We start from the raw sequence: 24,124 nt of genomic DNA, 5'->3' as shown, positions 1-24,124 counted from the left end.
AAGAAAATGTGTGTTGTCCATAGACAACCGTTATTAGGGAAGAATCTTTCTTTTGACGTAAAAAGAAAATATATTGTACTTGTCGGGTTCGGTGGTGCGGACCCGTAAAGGATGTTGATTATGGGTATGTTTGGTACAAAAACGGCAGTTTCGGCGCTTTGCCTAACAGTGTTTAGTTTTATCGGGGCAGGTGCCGAGCCGCTGGCTTTCCCGGAGGCGCTTGGTTTTGGCGCGCAGGTCACGGGTGGCCGTGGCGGCAGCGTTTATCATGTAACGAACTTGAACGATGACGGTGTCGGTTCCTTCCGCGACGCGGTGAGCCAGGGCAACCGCATTGTGGTCTTTGACGTGGGTGGCATCATCAATATCAAGACGGCGGTTTCCATCAAGAGCAACATTACCATCGCGGGGCAGACGGCTCCGGGCGAGGGAATCGCCATTCACGGTGGCAAGCTCAGTACCGGCAAGCAGAATAACATTATCATCCGCTACCTGCGTATACGCCCGGGCGAAAATACCGCGTCCGAGAAGGATGATGCGCTCAACCTTTACGATTCCAAGGACGTAATCGTGGACCACTGCTCGGTGGAACTTGCGCCATGGAACAACTTCGGCGGTTCCTCGGACAACGCGAGCTACCGCGTCACGGGCATTACGGTGCAGAACTCGCTGATTGCAAACCCCATCGGGCAGCAGTTCGGGGCGCACATCGAATCGGTAGATGGCACTTGGGCGTGGTACTACAACGCCTTTGTGAATACGCACAACCGAAACCCGCTCGACAAGATTAACGACGTGTTCGTGAACAACATCCTCTACAACTTCGAGGCGGGCTACACGACGCATACGAGCACGCACTTCAATCACGATATCGTGAACAATTACTTTGTCTATGGCCCGAAGGGGAGTAATCCGTGGTTCCAGGTGGACAAGAACCAGAGTATTTACGCGAGCGGCAACATGATCGACACGGACCGCGACGGAAAACTGAACGGCGGACCTTCGAGTATTTACTACTATCAGGGTGTGGGCGAGGAACTTGCGAAACCTTGGAGCGAACTTACGACATCGGGCCCGATGCTCAGTGCAGCAAGTGCGTGGCGCTACGTGACGTCGCAGAGCGGCGTGCTCCCGTACGACGACATCGATTCGCTGGTGTGGTACCAGGTGAATACGCTTGGAACGGCCGGTGCGCTCGTGAAGAGCGTGGGCGCGATGGGGCTCAAGACCAACAACGGCTGGGGCGAGGTGATTGCGGGGAAGGCCGCGACCGATTCCGACAAGGACGGCATGCCGGATTACTTCGAAGAGGCGATGGGTTATGACAAGTCAAAAGATGACGCGATGACCAAGGAAAGCGATGGCTACGTGCGTATCGAGAAGTATATCAACTGGCTGGGCGCCATGCATGCGACGGCTGCGGGCGGGAAGTCCCTCGATTTCGACCTGCGCACGATTACGCGCGGGTTCAAGGATGTATCGCCGACCTACAGCGTCTCTGCTGCGGAGAACGGAAGTGTGGAACTTGCGGGTGACGGCTATACGGCAAGGTTTGCGCCCAAGGCGAATTTCAGCGGGCTTGCCTCGTTTAAGTACACCGTGAAGGGCAACGACAATACTGAATATACGGGCCGCATCGAGGTGCTTGTGGAAAAATCTGCCGGCGCGGGCACGGATACTTCGACTGTGCAGCCGCAGGACACGACTGCGCGCGATACCTCCGCGACCGACACGACGTCCATTGTCGCGGGTGATTCTACGGCGACGGATTCGACAACCGTGATACGGGATATCCGTCGTGCACGCCCTGCCGACATGCGCGGGGCTACGCATAAGGAATACCGCGACCTGAAGGGACGTCGCTTCGAAAAACAGATTCCCTACAGGGTGATGTTCTAGACGGTAGACGTGTTGCGGTGTAGGCGATTTCCTATATTTTGCGCATGTTGAAAATAATCAAGGCTATCAGCCGTTTCCTTTCTACCTATACATCTCTGGTCGTCATCGGCGCCGCGGTGGTCGCCTTTTTCCTCCCGGTCGCGTTCGGCTGGGTGCACGGCAACACGAGTTCCATAATCCTCGGCGTCATCATGCTCAGCATGGGCCTCACCATCACCGTCGACGACGTGAAGAACCTCATGAAGCAGCCGCTCCACATTCTGCTCGGGGCCTGCGCGCAGTACACCATCATGCCGCTGGTGGCCTTCATCCTCACCAAGGTTTTCAGGCTCGACCCGTACCTGGCCGTGGGCATCATTCTCGTGGGTTGTTGCCCGGGTGGCGTCTCGAGCAACGTGATGAGCTTCCTTGCCAAGGGGGACGTGACGTATTCCGTGAGCATGACGATGGTCTCGACTTTGCTTGCCCCGCTCATGACCCCGCTGCTCGTGCTCTGGCTTGCCGATACGAGCATTGACGTGAACGCGAAGGGGATGTTCCTGAATATCCTGTACGTGACGGTTGCGCCGATTCTGGTTGGCTTTGTTTGCAACTATTTCCTGGGCAAGAACCCGGTGTTCAAGGAAGTGCGTGCGAACATGCCCGCGGTTAGCGTGATTGGCCTTGCGCTGATTGTGGGCGGTGTCATCGTGACGGTGCGCCCGCACCTGCTTACGAACGGGCTTTCGCTGTTGTTCCTCGTGCTTGCGGTGGTGTTTTTCCACAACGGGCTCGGCTACGTGCTGGGCTATACCGTCGGGCGCATATTCAAGTTCAATACCGCAAAGAAGCGCACTATCGCTATCGAGGTGGGCGTGCAGAATGCGGGCATGGCGACCGTGCTTGCGGCAGCCTTCTTCGCGAACCCCGAGAACGTGGCTGCCCACCCGGAGGCTGCGATTTGCGTGGTTCCGTGTGCCATCAGCTGCGCGTACCATTCCATAAGCGGCACGATTGTCGCGGAGTTCTTTGCGCGGCACGACAAGAAGGAAAAAGCGGCATGATCTTGGCGAAGAGGCTTGTTTCCCGTCTTGCCGTGCTTGCTGCATTATTTGCCTGCGCTTCGGCTGCAAATGCGCAGCTCGTGCAGAAGAAGGGTGCCTCGCAGACCGACAGCGTGAACCTCACCGGCAAACGTCCGTTAGTTTATTCGGACAGCGCGACGCTGCGTAACGAACGTGCGACATCCGATGCGAAGGCCGCGATGAACCTTGAATACTCGAACGATTCCCTCACGGGGACATTGATTGGTATTGGCGCCGAATTCGTGGGACAGACCGTCAAGAACATCCTCTCGCCGAATTCCGCCGAAGCGGATGCCGTCGAGCTCGAACGCCAAAGACGCTAGCCCGCGCCCTTCGCTCCCGAATTATCCCAAATATTTTTCGCCGCTTTCCACGCTCTGGTAGATGAGCGTGTTGATGGTCATGGGGCCAACTCCGCCCGGAACCGGAGTGTACGCGCTCGCCACGTCGTCGAGACCCTTCTCGATATCGCCCACGCCACCCGGATGGTAGCCGGCGTCGACCACGACCGCGCCCTGCTTGATCCATTCCTTCTTGATGAACTCGGGTTTGCCGACCGCACCCACGAGGATGTCGGCCTGACCCACAAATTCGGGGAGGTTCTGCGTCTTGCTGTGGCAGATGGTCACTGTGCAGTCCGCGTTCAGGAGCATCATGGCCATGGGCTTGCCGAGGATGGCACTACGGCCCACCACGACGGCATGCTTGCCCGCGAGCGGGATGTTGTATGCCTTCAAGAGGCGCATGATGCCTGCGGGAGTGGCGCAACCGTAGGCGGGTTCGCCCATCGCCATGCGGCCAAAGCCCAGGCAGGTCACGCCATCCACGTCCTTGCGGGCGTCGATGGCCTCGAAGGCGGCGCGCTCGTCGATGTGGCGCGGAACCGGGTGTTGCAGCAAAATGCCGTGCACGTCACGGTTGTCGTTCAGTTCCTGAATCTTGTTGAGGAGTTCCTCGGTGGTGGTGTTCTTCGGGAGCACCACGCGGATGCTTTCCATGCCCACACGGGCGCAGGCGTTGCCCTTCATCTTCACGTACGTGGCGCTCGCCGGATCGTCGCCCACCAGGATGGTGGCGAGGATGGGGGTCTTGCCCGTCTTTTCCTTGAGTTTCGCCACGCGGGCGCTGAGTTCTTCTTCAGTGGTCTTGGCGAGTGCCTTGCCGTCGAGGATGAGTGCTGCCATAAGGTCTCCGGTGCGCAGGTTGCGCTAGTTTTACGGCAACAAAGATAGAAAAGTGGCGCCTAGACGAACATGTCCATGACGGCAGGAATTACGATGCAGACGAAAATCCAGGGGTAGGAGAGGGCTCCCGGGAGCCAGCCGGTTGTGCCTTTGGAATGTCTCACGTGTGCGCGCACCATGCTGGCGTCGCGGCTCACCGATTTCTCAAGTTCATCCTTGAGGCCGAGCATAGACGTGTCAAAGCGACTTTTGTTCTCGCTTGCTTTCGCTACGATATTCATAAAGTTGCTGGTCATAAGCTGTACCTTTCTCTTCCTGCTTATAAAAAATAGTACATGCAGCGCCCTTCTGCAATGGAAAATGTTTATAGAAGTTTACAAAGCAGGTTTTTTGTGAGGTGATTCACGCAATCTTGCCCCTTTTCGGAGGCGGGTGTGAGCGAAATTACCTATTTTTCTTATGTTAACATCCAAAAAAGGTTTTCCTGTATGAAATTTTCTGTTTTAGCCCCGATTGCTGCCTCTTGCCTGGTTTTTGTCGCCTGTGGCGGAAACAAGAACGCTGCTCCCGCGACAGACCCGACTCCGGCTCCCGCTCCCGCGGTTGCCCCCGAAACGAAGATTTCCCTCGACAGCACGGTCGACCGCTACAGTTACGCCCTGGGTATGGATCTTGGCAGGGCGATTGCCGAAATAAAAGTTCCCCTCAAGCTCGACGTGATTATCGCCGCCATCAAGGACGAGGTGGATACGAGCCGCAAGGTGCTCATGACGGATTCCGCTTCCGAACAGGCGCTCCAGGGCCTGCTCTTGCAGATGCAGCAGAAGAAGGAGGCCGACGCGAAGGCCGCCGCCCAGAAGGCTCTCGAGGAACAGGCTCAGTTCCTCGCGAAGAACGTGCTGGATTCCACGGTGAAGGTCACCACGAAGGGCGTGCAGTACAAGGTAATTAAGGAAGGCGCGGGCATTACCCCCAAGGCCTCCGACAAGGTGCAGGTGCACTATGTGGGTTCGCTCCTCGACGGTACCGAGTTCGACAACAGCGTGAAGCGCGGCGAGCCGCTGGAATTCCCGGTGAATGCCGTGATCGAGGGCTGGCAGGATTTGCTCCAGGTGATGAAGGAAGGCATGAAGGTGAAGGCCTGGATTCCGAGCGCGCTTGCTTACGGAGAGGCCGGCGTGCCGCCGATGATTCCCGCGAATGCGCTTCTCGTGTTCGAGGTGGAACTCCTGAAGGTGTATGCCGAAACTCCGGCCGTGGATGGTTCGACGGGCTCGCCAACCGATGCCGCTGTAGCCCCTGCCGCTCCGGCCGAGGCCGCCCCCGCTGCCGAAGAGGCCCCGAAGGCCGAGGAGAAGCCTGCCGCCGAAGCGCCGAAGGCTGCCGAACCTGCAAAGCCCGCGAAGGATAGCAAGAAGCCTGCGAAGGGCAAGAAGAAGTAAGAAATATGAACAACACTGCGTCCGATTTCTATTCCCAGCACTTCGAAGTTGCCGGATTCATCCGGGAAGTGTTCGGCTATATGGACCGGTTCAAGGGCCAGCTTTTCGTATTGAAGATTGACGATAGCCTTATGGACCATCCGCTGTTCCCCGTGCTCATGCGGGATATCGCCCTGTTGCACAAGGCGGGCATCCGCATCATCATCGTGCCGGGTACGCGGAACAGTATCGACGCGCAGCTGAAGGCCTGGGAACTTGAAAGCAAGTTCGAGGGCGGCGTCCGGCTTACGAGCGAGGAGGCCCTGCCCCTCATTGAGCAGGCGAGCCTCGGGGTTGCACAGCGCATCATGAGCCACCTCACGGCGAGCGGGCTCAAGGGTATCCAGGGCAACTGGGTGCTCGCCCGGAGCCTCGGGGTTATTGACGGTATCGACTACATGCGTACCGGGCGCATTGAACGTATCCAGCGCGATACGCTCGAACAGCTTTTGGACGAGAAGTTCGTGCCCATCATTCCGCCTATCGGGTGGAACAAGCTCGGGCACGCCTACAACATCAGTTCTACCGAGCTCGCGACTGAAATCTGCAAGTACATGCAGGTCGGCAAGCTCTTCTTTATCGGTAACGAGAACGGCATCAAGCTCAAGGGGCTTGTCACCGGCAAGAACACGAAGTATCTGGAACCGACCGACTCGGGCGTGATTTCTGCACTGGACGTGGACCAGGCGAAGGAACTCCTGGAACTCAATTCCGACGTGCTCGACTTCGCGCAGATGGACTACCTGATGAACGCCATCCGGGCGTGCGAGGCGGGCGCTAACCGCGTGCATTTGCTGAGCGGTGAATTTCAGGGCAGCGTGCTGCAGGAAGTGTTCAGCGCGCGGGGCGACGGTACCATGGTGTACGCGAACCAGTACTCGAGTATCCGGCCCGCGAACATCGAGGACATTCCCGATATCCTGCGCATCATGCAGGACTACATCGCGAAGGGCTACCTGGTGCCGCGCACTCAGGAAAGCATTTCCGAGAAGCTCAAGGACTACGTGGTGTACAGCATCGACAACAGCATTCACGGTTGCGGCGCCTTGCACGAGTTCGAAGACGGGATGGCCGAAGTTGCGGGCATCGCGGTGGGTGCGAACTACCGCAAGTCGGGCATTGGCGATGCCATCGTGCGGCACCTGATTTCTGTCGGGCGCATGAAAGGCTACAGTAAGCTGTTCTTGCTCACCACGCAGGCTCTCGACTGGTTCTACCACTTCGGATTCGAGGATGGTACGGTCGAGGATTTGCCCAAGAGCAAGCGCGACCATTACAACCAGAAGCGCAACTCGCGTATCCTGATTCTCCCGCTGGATAAGTAGTATGAACACACTCGAAGCAATACGCACACGTCGCAGTACCCGCAAGTTCAAGGCACAGCCTGTGGAACTCGAGAAGTTGAAGCAGATTGTCGAGGCGGGTCAGTTTGGCCCTACCGGCGGCAACGCTCAGACGAATCACTTCTTCGTGATTTCGGATGCTTCGGTGATTGCGAAACTCAAGGAACTGGTACAGGCAGCGTTCGCGAAGATGGAACTCCGCGAAGACCTGTACAAGAGCCTCAAGAATTCCATCACGCTCGCCCGCAAAGGCAATTACTCGTTCTGCTACACGGCGCCTGTTCTGATTGTAGTCGCGAACAAGAAAGATTACGGCAACAACATGGCCGACGTGGCATGCGCGGTGGAGAACATGATGCTTGCGGCGAACGAGCTCGACCTGGGCAGTTGCTACATCAACCAGCTCAAGTGGCTGAACGAAGACCCGACGCTCCTCGAATACCTGCGTGGCCTTGGCTTGCGCGAAGACGAACGCGTGTACGCCTCCGTTGCCATCGGCTACGCCGATACGGAGAGTGGCCTCCCGAACCGCAGCCAGTCGCCCCGCACCGGCAACGAAGTCGTGTTTGTGTAAATTCTGCTAAAACCCGACTTTTTTGCAAAGAAATCCAATTCAAGGACATTTTGTCAACGAGAAAAACTGCCTGGCGGGCGCCTGCGGGCTGTAAATCCATATATATTTTGGGTGTTGTTTGAAGTGAAGGCGCCTTCGCGCCTTAAAGGGATGTTATGCTTAAAAGCAGATTCAGGACTGCGGCGCAGGCCGCTTCCTTCTCCGTGGCGTCGCTTGCTGTGCTCGCGAATGCCGAAACGCTCCCGACGGCGGGCGAAATGTTCAACAAGATGGGTTTCGGGATTAACATCGGCAACACGATGGAAGTTCCGGGCAACCCCACAGGCTGGGGCAACAAGTTCCCGACAGAAGCCTACATCGATTCGGTGAAGGCGGCGGGTTTCAGCACCATACGCATACCCTGCGCCTGGGATAGCCACGCTAAGGACGGTGTCATCAACGAAAGCTGGATGGACTCGGTGCAGACGGTCGTGGACATGTGCATGCGCGCAGGCCTCGTGACGGTCCTGAACATCCACTGGGATGGCGGCTGGCTCGAAGAGAACCTGAAGGACGAAAAGAAGGACGAGGTGAACGCGAAGCAGAAATCCTACTGGACGCAGATTGCGACGCGTTTCAAGGACTATAACGAGAACCTGCTCTTTGCGAGCGCGAACGAGCCCGCGACTACCGACGACAATTACAGGCACGAGACGGAAATCCTGATGGTATACCACCAGACGTTCGTGGATGCCGTGCGCGCAACGGGCGGCAACAACGCGAGCCGTACTCTTGTAATCCAGGGACCTTCCACGAGTATCGACCGCACGACCGAGGTGATGCCGGTTTCCAAGCTCCCGAAGGACGTGATTGAAAACCGCCTGATGGTCGAGGTGCATTTTTACGACCCGTACACCTACACGCTCATGAACGACATTGCCGACTGGGGCGCGCAAGTTTATCCGCAATACTACTGGGGCGATGACCTTGCGACCGGTGCAGACATCGTGCACAACTGCGGTTACAACGCCTGGGCGGGCGCGATGGGCGACAAGTGCACCAGCGCGCAGATTCAGGAACAGTTCGGCAAGATGAAGACGAACTTTGTGGACAAGGGCGTGCCCGTGATTATCGGCGAGTTCGGTGCGAACGACCGTGTGGGCGTGCTGACGGGCGACAACTACGCGAAGCACCGCAAGGGCCGCCTTGCCTATTACGACGCCGTGATGAAACTCGCGAAACAGAACAAGGTTGTGCCCATCGCCTGGGATACCGGTCACGAGGGCGAAAACAACATGACCATTATCCGCAGGCAGTCCGCGCCGGACGGCTCCGTGTTCGACATGGACGTGCTGAAGATTATGCGCAGTGCCTACGGGCTCGGCGACTATGTGAACAATGGCATCACGCACGTGGAAAATTTCAAGGCCGGCGGCGAAACGACGGGCATCGTGAACGGCGCGCAGTTGGGTGAGGGCTTGGCGCGCGTGACCTCCGGGATTGTCCGCGTGGGCAATCGCCTGGAATCTGCGGGCGAAATCAGGCTGTTCAACCTGAACGGAACGCTTGTCCGCACCGCGATAAACGGCATGTCGCTCGAAAACATTCCGCACGGCATCTATATTGCCAAGGGCGCTGGCGCCTTGGTGAGGGTCGATATCCGGTAATTTTTCTATCTTTGCCCGCATGAATTTGAAGATGATGGAAGACGGCTTCCGGATGATTCTCACCGGCATGGGCGAGAATCCGAACCGCGAAGGATTGCTCGATACGCCGAAGCGTGTCGCGAAGATGTATGCCGAGCTCATGACCGGCCTTTCGGGTGAAATGCGTGCCGAAGACATTCTCAAGACCCGTTTCCACGAGAAGTACGACGAGATGATTATCGTGCCGGACATCGAGTTCGCGAGCATGTGCGAACATCATTTTCTGCCGTTTACGGGCAAGGCGCACGTGGCCTACATTCCGGGCGACTGCGTGGTGGGCCTTTCCAAGATCCCGCGCGTCGTTGAATTCTATGCGCGTTTTCCGCAAATCCAGGAACGCATGACCCGCCAGATTGCAGAACTTATCCAGAAGGAACTGAACCCGAAGGGAGTCGCGGTGGTGCTCGAGGCATCCCACATGTGCATGACCATGCGCGGGGTAAAGAAGCCCGGTGCCACGATGGTCACGACGCAGCTCTTGGGCCGTTTCAAGACCGACGAGAAGACCCGCGCCGAGTTCATGTCGCGCATCTACGCGCCCCGTTAAATTGCCGCTTTTGGATTTATTGTCCATGGAAACTCGCGTAAGCCGCGAGTTTTTCTTTTTTTTGCGAGGTATCTTTATATGCGGTTACGGAGCAAAACAAGGAGTAAAACAATGAAATCTCGATTCTTCAGGAATCTAGCGAAGGGCCTCGTGGTTGTAAGTGCCGCCCTTGCCGTTGTCAACTGCGACGATTCCGCGGTGACCAATGCCCCGCAATACGACCCGAACGATCCGCTTGCTGCGCTTAGTTCTTCGGGCATGGCCGATCCCTCCCAAATGGGGGACGGGACGGTGACTCCGGGTGGCGACGATGCCTGCTTGGCCTCTAGCCTGCCCGATGCTTGCGGCCCTGGGACAAATCCGGTCGTAAATCCGACGAGTAGCGCCGATGTGAATCCTGCTTCCAGTGCGGATGTCAATCCGGCAAGCAGTGCCGAGGTCGCGCCCGCTTCCAGCGAATCGGTTTCGGCTGAATCTTCTTCTAGCGAGGCGGCTCCGGTCGTTTCTTCTTCCAGCGAAGAAGTGAAGCCCGCCGTTCCGAAAATTTTCCTCGCGAACGACAAGGAAGAAGAAAAGAACTATATGGAAGTCGAGTACAAGACGAATACCGGCTGGGATGGGGAAGGGATTCTCGCATACCCCAAGCGCTTGACCGACAATCCGGACCAGAAGCATGCCGTTGTGGTATGGGGCCCCGGTGGTGGTACAAAACCGAGTGCTTACGAAGGCATGATTCGCCGTCTTGCATCTCACGGTTTCGTGGTGGTTGCTCTCAAGGAATCTCCGGGCAACGCGACCCAGGCCATCAAGGCTCTCGACTGGCTGGATGGGCTGAACAAGGATTCGAACAGCCCGCTGTTTGGCAAGCTCGACATGAATACGGTCGGTTGCTCGGGCCACTCCATGGGTGGTCTCGAATCCGAACAGGCCCTCATCAAGGACAGGCGCGTGCTTACCGCGTTCCTCAACAACAGCGGTGACTGGGGCGGAGCCGGTGCCATGAAGGTGGCGACCGATCGGACTATCGCTATCCTCTACGGTGAAGGCGGCATGGAACGCGGCAACGCCGAGAACGATTACAACAACGCAAATGTCAAGGCGCCCGCATGCCTTATCCAGATGACGGGTGGCAAGGGTACTGAATGCTATGAAGTCTCTCCCGGCCGCAGGGAATGCGGTTACGGTCACGGTTCCGGCTCGTGGGACGGCATGGCCGCGACGGTTGCCTGGATGCGCTGGCATCTCGGTGGCGAAGAATGGCGTAAGGCAGACTTCGTAGGCACCAGCGGCAAGTACATCGATGGAAACATCGCCGGCCACGATGGCAAGTGGAAAGGCCAGTGCAAGAACTTCTAAGGATCTCCACACTCACTCCAAAAAAGTGCCTCGCCATACCGGCGGGGCACTTTTGTTATAGAGGCTTGTCTTGGGGGTGGTGGCTAGTTGCCCCAGACCCTGAATTCGGATGCGCTTACGGACGCGGCTTCGCCTTCGTGAACTTCCTCGATGCGGCAGAAAAGCTTGCCGGCGCCTCTCAGGAGCTTGTCGAAGGGGAAGTATTGGATTTCCTTCTGCTTGTTGATTTCGAAGGTGCCGACCTTGTTCGCTTCGGTGACGGCGTCATGGTAGATGGAAATTTTCTTGATGGCGCCGTGCTTTTCAAAATCCTCGTCGGTTTTCTGGTAGCCGTTCGCGATGCTGAATCCTGCGATGACCTTGGCCTTCACCTTGATGGCGATGGTCAGGTTCTTCTGGCCTTCCCATTTGGCGGCCCAGGCGGTCGCGGTATTGTCGTCGCGCAGCCTGCTGTTGGGGTCGTGGCCTCCGGCGAGAACATTCGATGCGGCGGCGTAGAGCATCACGTCGTTCCACTTGACCGGGCATCCGTCCAGCTTGCAGGCCTCGAAGAACTTGTCGGGATCGTTCTTCAGGAGGTTCTCGTAGTATTCCTTGGCGCACTGAGCTTCGTCTTCCGGGGCGGCATTGCCCCACCCGTTGACCGGATCACCGCTGGTGCAGTTCGGTTCTGCATGGAGGGCCGTGACGCACGAGGCGAAGAACAGGCTTGTCAGTAATTTCTTGTACATTCGCGTTATCCCGTTTTTACCTGAAAAATAGATATTTTGAAAAAAGATGTAATTTAATAATAGGCTCTTTTTCTATGATATAATTACTATTTTAATGAAGTCTAGGAACGTCAAACCGGAGTTTAATCGCATGAACGCAGCAATTCTGACCAATGAGTTCCCGCCGGAGATTTACGGTGGTGCAGGTATCCATGTCAAGTTCCTCACGCAGGAACTCGCAAAGCTTTGCCACATCGAGGCGCGCTGCTTCGGAGACCAGGATGTCGACGAGGACAATATCCGTGCATTGGGCTTTTCGCGCAAGATCGGGCTGAATCCGGAAGATGACCGTTTCCAGAAAATTTTCAAGCCGCTCGATATCAACCTGCAGTGGGCCGCTACCCTCAAGGACATTGACGTAATCCATTGTCACACCTGGTACAGCCATTTCGGCGGCGTGCTTGCGAGCCGCCTTCTGCAGTGCCCGCTAATCCTCACTACGCATTCGCTTGAACCGCACCGCCCGTGGAAGGCGGAACAGCTCGGTGACGGCGGTTATGCCATGAGCTGCTGGATCGAACGCACGGCCTACGAGGCTGCCGACGGCGTGATTGCGGTGAGCGAGGGCATGAAGCGCGACGTGATGAAACTCTATGGTGTGCCCGAGGACCGCGTAAAGGTTATCTACAACGGCATCGACCCGGAATTCTACGCGCCGACATTCAATGCGGGCATCCTCGAGAAGTGGGGCGTGGACCCGAACCGCCCCTACGTGCTGTTCGTGGGCCGCATTACGCGCCAGAAGGGCATTAGCCAGCTTATCCAGGCCATTCCGCAAATCGACAAGAGCGCACAGGTGGTGCTCTGCGCGGGTGCTCCCGACACGGTGGAACTCGCCGAGGAATGCAAGTCGCTTATCGAAAAGGTCCAGGCCACCCGCGACGGCGTGGTGTGGATTCAGGAAGCCGTCCCGCACGAGGAACTCCGCGTGCTCTACAGCCATGCGACCGTGTTTGCCACGCCCTCGCTCTACGAGCCGTTCGGGATAATCAACCTCGAGGCGATGAGCTGCGGGACCCCGGTGGTGGGTTCTGCGGTGGGCGGGATTCCCGAGATTATCGTGGACGGCGAAACCGGATTCCTGGTGCCGCTCAAGCACGTGTCCGAGACGGATTTCGAGCCTGCCGACCCGAAGGCCTTCCAGACCGACTTTGCGAACAAGCTAAACAAGGTTCTCGCAGACCCGGAACTCGCGAAGAAAATGGGCGAGGTAAGCCGCAAGCGTGCCGTAGATGTGTTCAGCTGGAAGTCTATCGCCAAGCAGACGTACGACTTTTACCAGGAATGCATCGAGCGCTACAAGAAAAGTAAGTAATGCCCTTCGAGATTGTACGCAATGACATTACCAAGGTCAAGGCTGATGCCATCGTAAATTCCGCGAATAGGCACCCTATTTGCGGGGGCGGTACCGAATACCAGATTTACGAGGCCGCAGGCCGCGAAGATCTGCTGAAGGCCCGCGAGCAGGTTGGCCCGCTGGATGTTGCCGAGGTGGCGGTGACGCCCGCGTTCGCGCTAGACGCGAAGTATATCATCCATACCGTGGGGCCAAAGTGGAATGACGGCAAGTCCGGCGAAATTGCCGCACTCGCAAATTGCTACCGTAATGCCCTCGAGAAGGCAAAGGAACTGGGCTGCCAGTCCATCGCCTTCCCGCTTATTTCCAGCGGGGTGTTCCGGTTTCCGAAGGATTACGCCGTAAGGATTGCAACGCAAACTATCGGCGAGTTCTTGCAGATAAACGAAATGCTGGTGACGCTCGTGGTTTTTGACCGCAAGGCGTTCGAAGTTTCCGAGGATTTGTATAGCGACATCCAGGCGTTTATCGACGACAATTACGTACAAGATAAATACGAGGGTGTGCGCAGGTATACAAGCCGGCGCCGGCAAGGTCGCAACGTTCCCGACGAGGAATGCGAAGACATGGCCCTGCAATCGCCGCAGATTCCTGCCGAGGATCCTCTCTATTGCGCGATGAAACTGGCGGAAAAGAGCTCGGCAAGCCTCGACGACATTCTCGCGAAACCCGGCGAAACTTTCTGCGACAAGCTGTTCAATCTCATTCACGAAAAGAACCTGGACGACGTGGAAGTCTACAAGAAGGCAAATCTCGACCGCAAGCATTTTTCCAAGATACGCAGCAACGTGAAGTACAAGCCCACCAAGAAGACGGCCCTCGCGCTTGCCATCGCGCTCCACCTGAACATGGACGAGACAAAGGACTTGCTCGCCCGCGCGGAACTCGCGCTTTCGCCCTCCAACAGGGGCGACCTGGTCGTTTCGTACTTTATCGAGCGCGGAATGTACGATATCTGGGAAATCAATAACATGCTTTTCAAGTTCGGGCTGCCAACTCTAGGCGCTTAAAATGTCGCCTGCCAGGCGACCAAAACGCCTCACCTAGCATCTATTATTGCCATCGTTAACCGGTCGCAAACGTGAAGGTGCGAACGCACCAAGCCAGCGACCACTACCTAAGCCGCATTCATAGCGGCACGGAGGCAATCATGAAACAGGGACTCACCGAAATCGTATTTATCTTGGACCGCAGTGGTTCCATGAGCGGGCTCGAAAAGGATACTATCGGGGGCTTTAACAGCACCATCGACAAGCAAAAACAGGAGACGGGCGAGGCGTATGTCTCTACCGTGCTCTTCGACACCGAAATGGAAGTGCTTCACGACCGCACCCCGCTTGCAAACATTGCTCCGCTCACCGAAAAGGAATACTACGCCCGTGGTTGCACCGCGCTCCTCGACGCCATCGGCGGGGCAATTCACCACATCGGCAACGTGCACAAGTACGCCCGCGACGAAGACCGCCCCGAAAAGACCATCTTCGTCATCACTACCGACGGCTACGAGAATTCGAGCCGCAAGTACACCGCCGAACGCGTGAAGCAGATGATTGAACGCCAGAAGCAGAAGTATGGCTGGGAATTCATCTTCCTCGGCGCAAACATCGACGCCATCGAAACCGCAAGGAACTTCGGCATCGACGAGGATCGCGCCGCAAACTTCGTGAACGATGAACCCGGAATCGGCGTCATGTACGAGGCGCAATGCTGCCTGATGAGCGACATCCGTAACAACCGCAAGAACACCCGCCAGTGGAAGGCAAACGTCGACGCCGACTACGCAAAGCGCGGCGGCCATGTGAAATAGTCATGTGTGGCGGCTGCCTCAGCTTTGTATTTCTCTCGTTCCTATTTATCTACTCAATATTTTTTAGGTAGGCAGGAACGAAAGAAAATTATTTAATGTCATTTTATGACGAAAATATAATGTATATTTATGGTTGAACCACAATGCGGTGAGGGAATATGGCTCTAGGAAATTACATAGGTCAGGTCTTCATGGAAAAAGTCGAAATTTATGAAGGTGAATCAACTTTTGAAAACTGCGTCTTTGAAAAAGGCGTGCTGGTTAAAGGAAATTCTAAGAGTAATTTTTTATCGGGTGAATTTCCATCGGCCTCTTTTAAGGCCTGTTCATTCTATGGAGAAAATGAACCGAGCGTGTCGCTGTGGCATTTCGCGCAGTGCTCGTTTGTCGATTGCCAGATGTTTTCCGAAAAGTGCGTTGCGCTACGTATAGATGCTGGGGCGCATGGGACGTTCAATAACTGCAAGATAGATTACACAAAGTGTGCCGCAGCTATTATGATAGAAGCTTCGGGGGACTTTGAAAATTGTTCCTTCCGTTGTTCGGGTGACGTTGTGGGGGAATTGTCTGCGCTTCCGGTATACTTCGATGCAAATAACAAGGAAAGGACGCGCTTTGTCAATAACACGCTGAATGGGGAACGCCTGTAATTTTCATATATTTTATCCGGCTAAAAAAGGAGTTTCGCAATGCCGGAACAAGTCTTGACGCGTGAATCGCTGGTGCAGTTTTTCGGGGAAGAAGAATTCAAGAAGTTGTGCAATCACGAGGCGGGCCACGCGCTCGTCGCGTTCCTGTTCAAGCGTCCGCTGGATTACGTGAAGATGAACAATTCCAGGGAGCAGCCGGGCACCACGCACATCGCGGGATCGGAACTCGAGGGCGATGCCCATATCGCGATGGCGGGCCATATCGCGGAATTCCTGATGCGCAAGGATTTCAAGTGCGACCTTGATACCGTCATGAAGGAACTGCCCATGGAACTCTACAAGAACGATCCGGACTACCAGAAGTTCCAGGCGGCGTGCTACTATTTTCAGCTGGCCGAGACGAACGTGGTCGAGCAGGATTACAACATCCTGATGGCCTGCCAGACGCAGCTCTGCAAGATTGCGCAGGCCCTGAACGAGCGCACCTACCTGAGCCGCGCCGATATCGAGGCGCTCGCGAAGTAGGCTGTCGTTATTCCTGCGTTATCGGGAAGTTTGTCCACATGCTGAAGTCGCTCAGGCTTGTGCGACGTGCGCAGAAGAATACGTCAATCGGGTATTTCTCGCCCTCTTTCATGAACGAACTGTAGGTCTTGTTCAGCGCTTTCATCTGGACAAATCCCGGAGCGTTCACGTGCGTGCCGCCGTTATCCACCGCGAGTTTTTTCCCGATAAAGACCCACTGGTCGCCCGAGGCGGAGAAGCCTGCTTCCAGCGTGTCGGAATAGGTGAACGTCCCGTGGATTTCCATGCAGAAGTGATGGTTGCGGGGGGCTTCCCAATGTCCTTGAGGGTATATGCTCCAGTCCCAAAATTCTTGAACGTAGTTTAACGCGTCAAATCCGCCGTTGCAATCCGTTCCGCTTGTCCAACCGAAAGTGTTGCAATAGTGGTAAAAATCAACGGAATCCTTGAGGGGATAATTCCCTTCGCTATCCCTCTTTGTCCTGGCATCTGCCAACGGTCCCATCTTCTTGCCTCCGACAGTCAAGATGTCGTCGTCCGTTGTGTTTTCGATGGGGAAGAACCCTCCGATTTTGGTTCCGTCAATGGTGGAGTCCGAATTGAACATCCATATCCCGTTGTCATTCTTTGGGAATGGCATTTCCCAGGCGACCGCTTCGTTGACTCCTTCTGTATAGTTGAACAACTGGTTGAAGAACTTGTCTTCAATAAAGCACTTTTCGCCAGCTTCGGTGAGTACGGGCTTCTTGTCGGAACCAAGAGTCGTTTCGACTATTCCTTGAATTATGCCGGAACAGTCAGTAGCGGCTTTTATGGCAATCTTGGAATCTGTTCCTTGGGCGCCAGTTTGGCAACCTTCGCTGGCTGCTGCTCCAGGATTCGATTGATAACACGAGAAAGCAGGGTGCAACGTTGCGTCGGTATCGTAGATTGTCGCTGTCAGCGAATTCTTTGCGGACGTTCCTTTCGAGGAACTGCTGGATTTCGCTTCTTTATCAGAAGAAGAGCTCTTCGCTTCGGCGGAACTGGAGGATTCGTCCTTTGCCGAAGAAACCTTCTCGCTTCCGGAGCTGTTCTTTTCGCCGGACGAACTGGACTTGTCTGTCTTTTTGGAAGAGCTGGATTTTGCTTCGGATGATTCCGGTTCCTTTGAATCGGATTTCCAGCGGCCATCGGTGCATGTCAGGAACCCGTGCTCGTCGAGAACGTAGGCAGAGACGCCTTTGCGCTTGTCGGAGCAGTTGGGTAGGTCTTCCCGTGTCGCGGCGACGCTTTCGGCCTCTTCCCATTTTTCGTCGAGGCAGATGCGGATAGAGGAATCGTCTTCGATGAATGCGACTGACTCCTGGCGCTTCTCGGTGCAGCTCGGCAGGTCATCGTCTGTCGCGACCGAATCCATGGGAACGGCGTTTTCGGGTTCTTCCGCATGGTTGCCTGTCGAGGAATCGTCGCCGCAGGCGCTCAGTGTGGCGAGTGCCGCTGCAACTGACAGGGTCAGAATGTAGACATGCTGTTTCATATCCATCTCCTTGATGTAAGAGATGGCCATATTCGGTGTAAAGACGAAAAAAGTGTGGAATCGCCTTTGCACTTACCGAATCTGCGGTTCTGGTAAACCTTACTCGTGGAAAAGTACAAACACGTCCCACACCCATGGGGTGCGAGTGCTTGTCCTATTCTCTCGAGTTGTAGAAATTTACCAGATTTCAGATTCGAGAATAAGAGCAATCTCTTAAAGTATGTATCTAACCATAATATACATAAAAATTTACAGGAGGGGGGCACTCTTTTTTCATGCGGTTGGAATTGCCCCAAAAACGCCTTGATATAGCCTTGCGCCTGTCTTGCGGAGAGCGGGTTGGCGCCGCTTTCGAATGTTGCAACGGGGGCTTGTCGAGAATGTTAGTTTGTATAAAATTTTATAAAAATGTGCCTATAAGTGGGCTGTTTTTGGGTGTTTATAGGTGCAAAACTCCCTTTGTGGCCCTCTCGGGCTTCATTTTCATTCGGTGTGGCGCCGAATTCAAAACCACTTTTTTATCTTTAAAGCGAAAAAGGGCGCAGGGAAATCCCCCGCGTTGCAATTTCGCGTTTTAAACAAGCAATCGACCCGCGGGCTGCCCGCCAAGGCTTTGCTCCGGGTCACAAAAACGAAGGATATATGGCAAATCGTGTTGTAATCGGCTCCCAGTGGGGCGATGAAGGTAAGGCGAAGGTTGTTGATTTCTTGACGCTCGATGCGGATATCATCGTGCGCTTCCAGGGTGGCGCGAATGCGGGCCACACCGTCGAGGTGGGCGACCAGAAGTTCGTGTTCCACCTGATCCCCTCGGGCATCATGCACCAGGACAAGATTTGCGTCATCGGTAACGGTGTCGTGCTCGACCCCATCCAGACGCTCGCCGAGATTGCCGACCTCCACACGAAGGGAATCAACCCGGAAGGCCGCCTCTTTATTGCGAATAACGCCCACGTGGTGCTCCCGTACCACTCCACGCTCGACAAGGCGAAGGAGAAGAAGGCGGGCAAGGCTGCCATCGGCACGACGGGCCGCGGTATCGGCCCCTGCTACAGCGACAAGGTGAACCGTATCGGCGTCCGCGTGGGTGACCTCATGGACGAGCGCGAACTGCGCCCCCGCGTCGAGGCGATGGCGAAGGTCCACAACGAAGAATTTACCGTGATGTACGACGTCCCGGCGATTGACCCCGAAGTGGTCATCAAGGACTACCTCGAACTCGGCCAGAAGATCAAGCCGTTCGTGACCGACGTGAGCGAGATGCTCTACAAGGCCGTGAAGGCCGGCAAGCGCCTTGTGTTCGAAGGTGCCCAGGGCACCATCCTCGACGTGGACCAGGGTACCTACCCGTTCGTGACCTCCAGCAATACGGTCGCGGGTTACGCGAGCTGCGGCGCGGGCGTCGGACCTACGGCCCTGGACGAAGTCTGGGGCGTGGTGAAGGCGTACACGACCCGCGTGGGTAACGGCCCCTTCCCGACGGAACTTCTGGACGAGACGGGCGACACGCTCCGCAAGATCGGTAACGAATATGGCGCCACCACGGGCCGCAACCGCCGTTGCGGCTGGTTCGACGCCCCGGTCGTCCGCAAGGCGGCTGTGGTGAACGGCCTCACGCACCTCGCCATCACCAAGCTCGACGTGCTCGACACCTTCGACACGGTCAAGATCTGCACCCACTACGAATGCGACGGCGAAAAGCTCGACTTTATCCCGAACCAGCTCTCGAAGGTGGGCCGCTGCACTCCGGTGTACGAGGAAATGCCCGGCTGGAAGTGCGACACGACCAAGTGCCGCAGTTACGACGAGCTCCCGGAAAACGCAAAGAAATATTTGCAGAAAATGGCAGAACTTGTTGACGTGAAAATTGGTATGATTTCTATTGGCGCCAAGCGCGACCAGAGTATTGTTATCGATGCCGGCCTTGCCAAGGGGTTGGGACTTTAACGGGACTTTAAACTTAAGACAGGAGAATTAAGATGGTGGATGCTACTATTCTCGGATTGCTGAAGGGCGTTGAACTCTTCTCGGAGTTGAGCGAAGAACAGATCGGGATGCTTGCCAATCTGGTGGTGTCTCAGAAGTTCAATCGCGACGAGACGGTGGTGCTCGAAGGCGACGACTCGGTGCAGGCCTTGTACCTCATCGCGTCGGGCTCGGTGCAGGTCTACATGACCGGCGTCGATGGGCGTGAGACGATCCTCAGCTTCTTGGAACGCGGTGATTTCTTCGGCGAAATGTCGCTCATCGACGGCGAACCGAGGTCTGCCTCGGTGCGCACCGTGACCGACGCGCAGCTGCTCATCATCCACCGTGAATCCTTCCTACAGCTCATCCGCCAGTCCCCCGAGATTGCGATGGGCCTCCTGAGCGAACTCAGCAAGCGCCTCCGCAAGGCGAACCGCCAGATCGGGTCGCTCTCCACGATGTCCGTGAGCGGGCGCGTGGCCGGCACCCTCCTGAACCTCATGGAAGAACGCGGCGTTCGCATCCACACCGACAACGGCAACATGGTGACGGTCATCCACAACCGCCCGACCCAGCAGCAGTTGGCCGACATGTCGGGTACGACCCGCGAAACCGTGAGCCGCATCTGCTCGCTTTTGGTGAAGACGAACGCGATTGCCATGACCGGCAAGGACATCGTCATTTTCGACGAGAGCGCTTTGCAAGAGAAGGCGACCAAAGGGTAATGCTTAGTTGCTAGTGCCATTCCGGCGGCCGAGGGGAGGCCTGTCTGGCGTGGCGTTCCAGTTCTATTATGAGCAAACTAAAATCGATTTTGAATAAGCTAGTTTCCTGGATCAAGAAGTCTTCTATCGTGAAGGCGTTCTTGTTCTGGATTGTCTTGATTGTTGTTCTCGCTTTCTCGGTAGATAAGATTGTGTTGCCCGTATTTTCCGGACACTTCGCGAGTACCGGTGTGGTTCCCAATCTCGAAGGGCTCGATTCTGCCGCCGTTGAGAAGGCGCTCGATTCCGCCGGTTTCAAGTGCGAATGGCTGGAAGAGGGCCGCTATAGCGCCCAGGTGCCTGCGGGCATGGTGCTCGTGCAACTGCCGGCCGCCGGTCGGACTGCAAAACTCGGACGCACGGTGAAGCTCACGAAGAGTCTCGGTGTCCGCGAAGTGGAAATTCCCGACCTGCGAGGCAAGAGCCAGAAGCAGGCCGAAATCTCGCTTACCCGTGCCGGCCTCGTGCAGGGCGAAATCGTAAAGGGCGCGCATGCGAGCATTCCCCGCGGAGTTGTCATCCGTACCGAGCCCATGGCGGGCAACAAGGTCCGTATGGGTGACACCATCAAGGTGGTCATTTCGGCGGGGGCCACCACGGGGAAGGTCATGCTTCCTTCGTTCGAGGGCGAAATCATGGACGATGTCTATCCGAAACTTGAAAAACTCGGTTTCCAGGTCGGCAGGATTAAGCGCGTGAAGGGCGAAAACGGAGAGCGTCCGGGAACGGTCCTTGAAACGGCCCCGAAGGAAGGGGATTACCTGAAACCCGATTCGAAGATTGACTTTGTCATCGTTGATTAGCGCCTATGAAGTCCGTCGCCAAATTCCTTGTTGCAGTAATGTGCGCCGCCCTGGCAGCGTGCAGTTCTGCTCCTGCGAAGAAGGCTGAGGCTCTCCCGGCATCGCCGGCTCCGGCTGGAGAATCTTCCGTGGCCGCGGATTCCATGACCCAGAAACAGGACCTGGATCTGGCACATTTTGCCTTTATCAATGCATTGGATATGGACCGTCGCGGTTTGCGTGCCGAAGCGGATTCCTTGTGGTATGTGGCATCCCAGGCGGATCCGAAAAGCCGGTTCCTGGCCTTTGCCGTCGCCCAGCGTTTTTTCGATGCCGGAATGGATTCCGCCGCGGTTGCGATGGCGCAGCGTGCGAACCAGCTCCCCGGAAAGCACCTTGCGAGCCAGTACGAGTTCATGGCTAAAGTCTACGTGCGCGAAGGCATTGCCGATTCGGCGCGCAAATACTTTGTCCTCGCTTTGGATTCTTCGAAGAGCCAGGACATGACGCTCCTGTATGACTATAGCCTGTTCCTGGAAGCGGTGCAGGACAAGGAAGAACTGGTCCGCGTGTATGAAATTCTCTTGCCGCAGACCAACTACATAAAGTCGCTTTTGAATCGGCAAATGGGCCTTCTTGTGGAAACGGGGAAGGATTCCTTGGTGGTGGACCTCTTCTACAAGGCGTACGAGGCCACGGGCGAACGGGAATACCTGGCGAAGAGCATGCATGCCCTGGTGTTGCAGAAACGGTATGTGGAGGCGCGTGCAATTGCCGATACCATTACGGGTTCGACAGAGCATGATGCGATGATGATCGAACTTGCCCTCCTTACGTTTGTCAACGGCCCGCGCGAACCAGTGCTCGAGTTCCTCAAGAAGAAGTATTACAACGATGGCGTGCGCGTGCCGGAGCTGGTGTATCACCTCGGGCTCAACGAGTATATGCTGCACGAGATTGACAGCGCGAAGGTGCACCTCGAGAGCGCACACCTGAAGCTCGTGAATGACAAGGAGGCGGGTGCGCAGGCGAGCAGGACCCTTTCGGCAATCGCTTTTGGCCGCGGGCAGAACAAGGAAGGTGTGCGTTATGCGGAGCAGGCGGATTCCCTGCTGCAGGGCGAAGGGAAGGTGTTCCTTGCGCTTGCGCTCGGTACGGCGAAGGAATTCAACAAGGCGTATGCACTGCTAGATTCGATGCTCGGCGTGTGGAGCAACTGGCGTCCGATGGAAGCGGTCATGGATTCCGCGCAACTGAACAAGCTGATGGCTGCCGCGAAGGCGAAACACCGCAGGTTCCAGCGTGCCTATGCCGACGTGCTCATGATTCAGGCCCGCGACCTCGAAGGCAAGACCGTGTTTACGGATTTCTTCAAAGATCTCACTGCGGGCAAGCCTAAGGAATCCTTGAAGGATTCCCTGAACCGAGCTGCTGCACGCGAGGCGCGCACGAAGGCGGAACTTTTCTGGGAAAGTATTCTGGCCGAGGAACCCGACAATGTCGAGCTCCGCTTTACGATGGCTCGGAACCTCGAACGTCTTGGCCGCATAGACGAGATGCTTGCAATGTTCGAGGCTATCCTCAAGTCGCCGCAGCTGCAAAAGCTCGACTACCCCGAGGTGGCAAACTACTACGGCTATACGCTCATTAACCTGAACCGCAACAAGGCCGAAGTGGAATACGGCTATTCGCTCGTACTCAAGGCGCTCGACGCGATAAAGGGCGACAAGCCCGATGCGATTATAGATTCCAAGGCCTGGGGGCTCTACCGCTTGGGCCGCTTCCAGGAAGCGCTCGAAGTGATAATGCAGGTCAATCCCGAAAAGTTCAAGGACGATGAAGAGTACCTGGAACACCTGGGCGCGATACAGGCGGCCGCCGGCAAGAAGACCGAGGCGGCTGAAACCTACCGCAAGCTCCTGAAACTCAAGCCCAAGAACCCGGCTGCGCTTGAATTCTTGAAGGGCAAGAAGTAGTATTCATGCGTTTGTTTGTCTTAAATCGCACTGCTTTCGTGAATCGCATTGCGCTCGCTGTGCTTTGTGCCGTGACTGTGTGGCTTGCGGGGTGTGCGTCGTCGAAACCCGCAGTGGAACCGTCTGCGGCGAAATGCGTGGCCGGTGCAACAGATGCCGACGCGGCAAATGCTGGTGCGGCGAGTGCGGCGTGCGCACCCGAAGCGCCGAAACTTGATAGCCTTCGCGCGAAGATGGCGATAACCCTCGTGGACCAGAACGGCAAGGAACAGAACCTGGACGCGGTACTGTTCTCGGTACCCGGTAAGCGCTACCGCATGGAACTCACGGGCGCGATGGGGATTGGCGTTGCCTCGCTCCTGTGGCAGGAAGAAGGCTGGACGATGACCTTCCCGACGGAGAAACTCTACATGAAGGGCGCGGGCTACATGGTGGGGCTTTTCGGTGACCCCTCTATCCCGACGGTGAACATTCACCAGATTGCCGGTTTCTTTGACGGGCAATATGTACCCGCGGGTGCGAAACTGGTGTCGGAGCGGGATTCCGCGGGCCTGAAACTTGTAGAGGCGGATGACGCCATGGGAATTCGCCTGACGTATGCGGTGCGTGACGGGCAGGTGGAATGGATCTCGAAGAAGGGGAGTGGCGGCAAGCCCGAGGTGCTGAAATTCCTGGACTATAGGCCCTTCGAAGGCCGTACGCTGGCCGAAAGAATCGTGTTCGAGCGCGACGGTGCTAAATATCTTGAAATACGCCTGAAGAAGGTTACCCACGGGAAGGCCTTCAGCCTCGGAACCTGGCGGTTGAATGTCCCTAGAAGCTACAAGGCCGTCGGGGAATAATCCGTCGGGGACTATTTTTGTAAATTGTAAT

23 protein-coding genes are annotated in these 24,124 nt (G+C 56.3%); 19 read left to right on the top strand and 4 right to left on the bottom strand.

Going from position 1 to position 24,124, the window contains the following annotated elements; translation table 11 throughout:
- Nucleotides 1-168 precede the first annotated feature (168 nt).
- Genes B4A77_RS01670 through B4A77_RS01660 form a run of 3 tightly spaced genes read left to right on the top strand, consistent with a single transcriptional unit; the run spans nt 169 to nt 3,286 of the window.
- Nucleotides 169-1,899, top strand: a complete 1,731-nt coding sequence (locus tag B4A77_RS01670) for an Ig-like domain-containing protein (protein WP_290737729.1) — start codon at nt 169-171, stop codon at nt 1,897-1,899.
- Nucleotides 1,900-1,943: 44 nt separating this feature from the next.
- A complete protein-coding gene (locus B4A77_RS01665; RefSeq protein WP_290737726.1) occupies nt 1,944-2,942 on the top strand; it encodes a bile acid:sodium symporter family protein in 999 nt (332 codons plus the stop codon).
- Entirely contained in the window at nt 2,939-3,286 is a 348-nt protein-coding gene (locus B4A77_RS01660) for a hypothetical protein (RefSeq protein WP_290737723.1), read from the top strand. Before B4A77_RS01665 ends, B4A77_RS01660 begins: the two co-directional genes overlap by 4 nt.
- Nucleotides 3,287-3,307: 21 nt before the next feature.
- Here B4A77_RS01660 and folD read toward each other — a convergent pair whose 3' ends face one another.
- Together folD and B4A77_RS01650 are read right to left on the bottom strand one after the other, a co-directional pair.
- Nucleotides 3,308-4,147 carry a bifunctional methylenetetrahydrofolate dehydrogenase/methenyltetrahydrofolate cyclohydrolase FolD gene (gene folD, locus B4A77_RS01655; protein ID WP_173381687.1) on the bottom strand — a complete coding sequence of 280 codons (840 nt, stop codon included), beginning with the start codon at nt 4,145-4,147 and terminating at the stop codon, nt 3,308-3,310.
- Between the two features lie 59 nt (nt 4,148-4,206).
- Nucleotides 4,207-4,443 carry a hypothetical protein gene (locus B4A77_RS01650; protein ID WP_290725429.1) on the bottom strand — a complete coding sequence of 79 codons (237 nt, stop codon included), beginning with the start codon at nt 4,441-4,443 and terminating at the stop codon, nt 4,207-4,209.
- A 192-nt stretch (nt 4,444-4,635) separates the two neighbouring features.
- On the opposite strand from B4A77_RS01650, the gene B4A77_RS01645 reads away from it, so the two are divergent.
- The 6 genes from B4A77_RS01645 (at nt 4,636) to B4A77_RS01620 (ending at nt 11,133) form a co-directional block, all read left to right on the top strand.
- Nucleotides 4,636-5,589, top strand: coding sequence for an FKBP-type peptidyl-prolyl cis-trans isomerase (locus tag B4A77_RS01645; protein WP_290735254.1), 954 nt, complete (start codon nt 4,636-4,638; stop codon nt 5,587-5,589).
- Between the two features lie 5 nt (nt 5,590-5,594).
- Nucleotides 5,595-6,953, top strand: a complete 1,359-nt coding sequence (argA, locus tag B4A77_RS01640; protein WP_290729567.1) for an amino-acid N-acetyltransferase — start codon at nt 5,595-5,597, stop codon at nt 6,951-6,953.
- A gap of 1 nt (nt 6,954) precedes the next feature.
- Complete coding sequence (locus B4A77_RS01635; RefSeq protein WP_290729564.1) at nt 6,955-7,545, top strand: nitroreductase family protein; 591 nt, start codon at nt 6,955-6,957, stop codon at nt 7,543-7,545.
- Nucleotides 7,546-7,700: 155 nt separating this feature from the next.
- Nucleotides 7,701-9,191 carry a glycoside hydrolase family 5 protein gene (locus B4A77_RS01630; RefSeq protein ID WP_290735256.1) on the top strand — a complete coding sequence of 497 codons (1,491 nt, stop codon included), beginning with the start codon at nt 7,701-7,703 and terminating at the stop codon, nt 9,189-9,191.
- Nucleotides 9,192-9,210: 19 nt separating this feature from the next.
- Nucleotides 9,211-9,777, top strand: coding sequence for a GTP cyclohydrolase I FolE (folE, locus tag B4A77_RS01625; RefSeq protein ID WP_073116020.1), 567 nt, complete (start codon nt 9,211-9,213; stop codon nt 9,775-9,777).
- Nucleotides 9,778-9,888: 111 nt separating this feature from the next.
- The gene (locus B4A77_RS01620) at nt 9,889-11,133 is read left to right on the top strand and encodes an alpha/beta hydrolase (RefSeq protein ID WP_290737720.1); all 1,245 of its coding nucleotides are present in this window, start codon (nt 9,889-9,891) and stop codon (nt 11,131-11,133) included.
- 83 nt (nt 11,134-11,216) lie between these two features.
- On the opposite strand, the gene B4A77_RS01615 is transcribed toward B4A77_RS01620, so the two are convergent.
- Nucleotides 11,217-11,864: an NADase-type glycan-binding domain-containing protein gene (locus tag B4A77_RS01615; protein WP_290729555.1), complete on the bottom strand. Its 648-nt coding sequence runs from the start codon at nt 11,862-11,864 to the stop codon at nt 11,217-11,219.
- 130 nt (nt 11,865-11,994) lie between these two features.
- Here B4A77_RS01615 and glgA point away from each other — a divergent pair, with 130 nt between their 5' ends.
- The 5 genes from glgA (at nt 11,995) to B4A77_RS01590 (ending at nt 16,242) form a co-directional block, all read left to right on the top strand.
- Nucleotides 11,995-13,218 (top strand): glycogen synthase, encoded by a 1,224-nt coding sequence (gene glgA / locus B4A77_RS01610; RefSeq protein ID WP_290737717.1) that lies wholly within the window; start codon nt 11,995-11,997, stop codon nt 13,216-13,218.
- Nucleotides 13,218-14,270, top strand: a complete 1,053-nt coding sequence (locus B4A77_RS01605; RefSeq protein ID WP_290737714.1) for a macro domain-containing protein — start codon at nt 13,218-13,220, stop codon at nt 14,268-14,270. Before glgA ends, B4A77_RS01605 begins: the two co-directional genes overlap by 1 nt.
- 140 nt (nt 14,271-14,410) lie before the next feature.
- Complete coding sequence (locus tag B4A77_RS01600; RefSeq protein ID WP_290737711.1) at nt 14,411-15,067, top strand: vWA domain-containing protein; 657 nt, start codon at nt 14,411-14,413, stop codon at nt 15,065-15,067.
- Between the two features lie 158 nt (nt 15,068-15,225).
- A complete protein-coding gene (locus B4A77_RS01595; protein ID WP_290737708.1) occupies nt 15,226-15,717 on the top strand; it encodes a right-handed parallel beta-helix repeat-containing protein in 492 nt (163 codons plus the stop codon).
- A 39-nt stretch (nt 15,718-15,756) separates the two neighbouring features.
- Nucleotides 15,757-16,242: a hypothetical protein gene (locus tag B4A77_RS01590; RefSeq protein WP_290737705.1), complete on the top strand. Its 486-nt coding sequence runs from the start codon at nt 15,757-15,759 to the stop codon at nt 16,240-16,242.
- 7 nt (nt 16,243-16,249) lie between these two features.
- Here the strand turns inward: B4A77_RS01590 and B4A77_RS01585 are convergent, their stop codons facing one another.
- Nucleotides 16,250-17,761 (bottom strand): fibro-slime domain-containing protein, encoded by a 1,512-nt coding sequence (locus B4A77_RS01585; RefSeq protein WP_290737702.1) that lies wholly within the window; start codon nt 17,759-17,761, stop codon nt 16,250-16,252.
- A 642-nt stretch (nt 17,762-18,403) separates the two neighbouring features.
- Here B4A77_RS01585 and B4A77_RS01580 point away from each other — a divergent pair.
- The 5 genes from B4A77_RS01580 (at nt 18,404) to B4A77_RS01560 (ending at nt 24,093) form a co-directional block, all read left to right on the top strand.
- A complete protein-coding gene (locus B4A77_RS01580; protein WP_290737699.1) occupies nt 18,404-19,708 on the top strand; it encodes an adenylosuccinate synthase in 1,305 nt (434 codons plus the stop codon).
- A gap of 32 nt (nt 19,709-19,740) precedes the next feature.
- Nucleotides 19,741-20,454: a Crp/Fnr family transcriptional regulator gene (locus B4A77_RS01575; RefSeq protein ID WP_290729537.1), complete on the top strand. Its 714-nt coding sequence runs from the start codon at nt 19,741-19,743 to the stop codon at nt 20,452-20,454.
- Between the two features lie 89 nt (nt 20,455-20,543).
- The gene (locus tag B4A77_RS01570; RefSeq protein WP_290729535.1) at nt 20,544-21,296 is read left to right on the top strand and encodes a PASTA domain-containing protein; all 753 of its coding nucleotides are present in this window, start codon (nt 20,544-20,546) and stop codon (nt 21,294-21,296) included.
- Nucleotides 21,297-21,301: 5 nt separating this feature from the next.
- Complete coding sequence (locus tag B4A77_RS01565) at nt 21,302-23,251, top strand: hypothetical protein (RefSeq protein WP_290737696.1); 1,950 nt, start codon at nt 21,302-21,304, stop codon at nt 23,249-23,251.
- Between the two features lie 5 nt (nt 23,252-23,256).
- Nucleotides 23,257-24,093 carry a hypothetical protein gene (locus B4A77_RS01560; protein ID WP_290737693.1) on the top strand — a complete coding sequence of 279 codons (837 nt, stop codon included), beginning with the start codon at nt 23,257-23,259 and terminating at the stop codon, nt 24,091-24,093.
- Nucleotides 24,094-24,124: the final 31 nt, after the last annotated feature.

This window comes from Fibrobacter sp. UBA3718 (assembly GCF_002371935.1).
Lineage (GTDB): Bacteria > Fibrobacterota > Fibrobacteria > Fibrobacterales > Fibrobacteraceae > Fibrobacter.
Note: the sequence above shows the minus strand (reverse complement) of the source record. Positions and strands in the feature narration are given on the sequence as shown.

Excerpts from the sequence above, each read along its gene's own strand:
- B4A77_RS01620 (WP_290737720.1), top strand. The coding sequence starts at position 9,889 with ATGAAATCTCGATTCTTCAGGAATCTAGCGAAGGGCCTCGTGGTTGTA.
- folE (WP_073116020.1), top strand. The coding sequence starts at position 9,211 with ATGAATTTGAAGATGATGGAAGACGGCTTCCGGATGATTCTCACCGGC.
- glgA (WP_290737717.1), top strand. The coding sequence starts at position 11,995 with ATGAACGCAGCAATTCTGACCAATGAGTTCCCGCCGGAGATTTACGGT.
- B4A77_RS01600 (WP_290737711.1), top strand. The coding sequence starts at position 14,411 with ATGAAACAGGGACTCACCGAAATCGTATTTATCTTGGACCGCAGTGGT.
- B4A77_RS01575 (WP_290729537.1), top strand. The coding sequence starts at position 19,741 with ATGGTGGATGCTACTATTCTCGGATTGCTGAAGGGCGTTGAACTCTTC.
- B4A77_RS01615 (WP_290729555.1), bottom strand. The coding sequence starts at position 11,864 with ATGTACAAGAAATTACTGACAAGCCTGTTCTTCGCCTCGTGCGTCACG.
- B4A77_RS01565 (WP_290737696.1), top strand. The coding sequence starts at position 21,302 with ATGAAGTCCGTCGCCAAATTCCTTGTTGCAGTAATGTGCGCCGCCCTG.
- B4A77_RS01580 (WP_290737699.1), top strand. The coding sequence starts at position 18,404 with ATGGCAAATCGTGTTGTAATCGGCTCCCAGTGGGGCGATGAAGGTAAG.
- B4A77_RS01635 (WP_290729564.1), top strand. The coding sequence starts at position 6,955 with ATGAACACACTCGAAGCAATACGCACACGTCGCAGTACCCGCAAGTTC.
- B4A77_RS01630 (WP_290735256.1), top strand. The coding sequence starts at position 7,701 with ATGCTTAAAAGCAGATTCAGGACTGCGGCGCAGGCCGCTTCCTTCTCC.
- B4A77_RS01590 (WP_290737705.1), top strand. The coding sequence starts at position 15,757 with ATGCCGGAACAAGTCTTGACGCGTGAATCGCTGGTGCAGTTTTTCGGG.
- B4A77_RS01560 (WP_290737693.1), top strand. The coding sequence starts at position 23,257 with ATGCGTTTGTTTGTCTTAAATCGCACTGCTTTCGTGAATCGCATTGCG.
- B4A77_RS01665 (WP_290737726.1), top strand. The coding sequence starts at position 1,944 with ATGTTGAAAATAATCAAGGCTATCAGCCGTTTCCTTTCTACCTATACA.
- B4A77_RS01585 (WP_290737702.1), bottom strand. The coding sequence starts at position 17,761 with ATGAAACAGCATGTCTACATTCTGACCCTGTCAGTTGCAGCGGCACTC.
- B4A77_RS01595 (WP_290737708.1), top strand. The coding sequence starts at position 15,226 with ATGGCTCTAGGAAATTACATAGGTCAGGTCTTCATGGAAAAAGTCGAA.
- B4A77_RS01660 (WP_290737723.1), top strand. The coding sequence starts at position 2,939 with ATGATCTTGGCGAAGAGGCTTGTTTCCCGTCTTGCCGTGCTTGCTGCA.
- B4A77_RS01650 (WP_290725429.1), bottom strand. The coding sequence starts at position 4,443 with ATGACCAGCAACTTTATGAATATCGTAGCGAAAGCAAGCGAGAACAAA.
- B4A77_RS01645 (WP_290735254.1), top strand. The coding sequence starts at position 4,636 with ATGAAATTTTCTGTTTTAGCCCCGATTGCTGCCTCTTGCCTGGTTTTT.
- argA (WP_290729567.1), top strand. The coding sequence starts at position 5,595 with ATGAACAACACTGCGTCCGATTTCTATTCCCAGCACTTCGAAGTTGCC.
- folD (WP_173381687.1), bottom strand. The coding sequence starts at position 4,147 with ATGGCAGCACTCATCCTCGACGGCAAGGCACTCGCCAAGACCACTGAA.
- B4A77_RS01605 (WP_290737714.1), top strand. The coding sequence starts at position 13,218 with ATGCCCTTCGAGATTGTACGCAATGACATTACCAAGGTCAAGGCTGAT.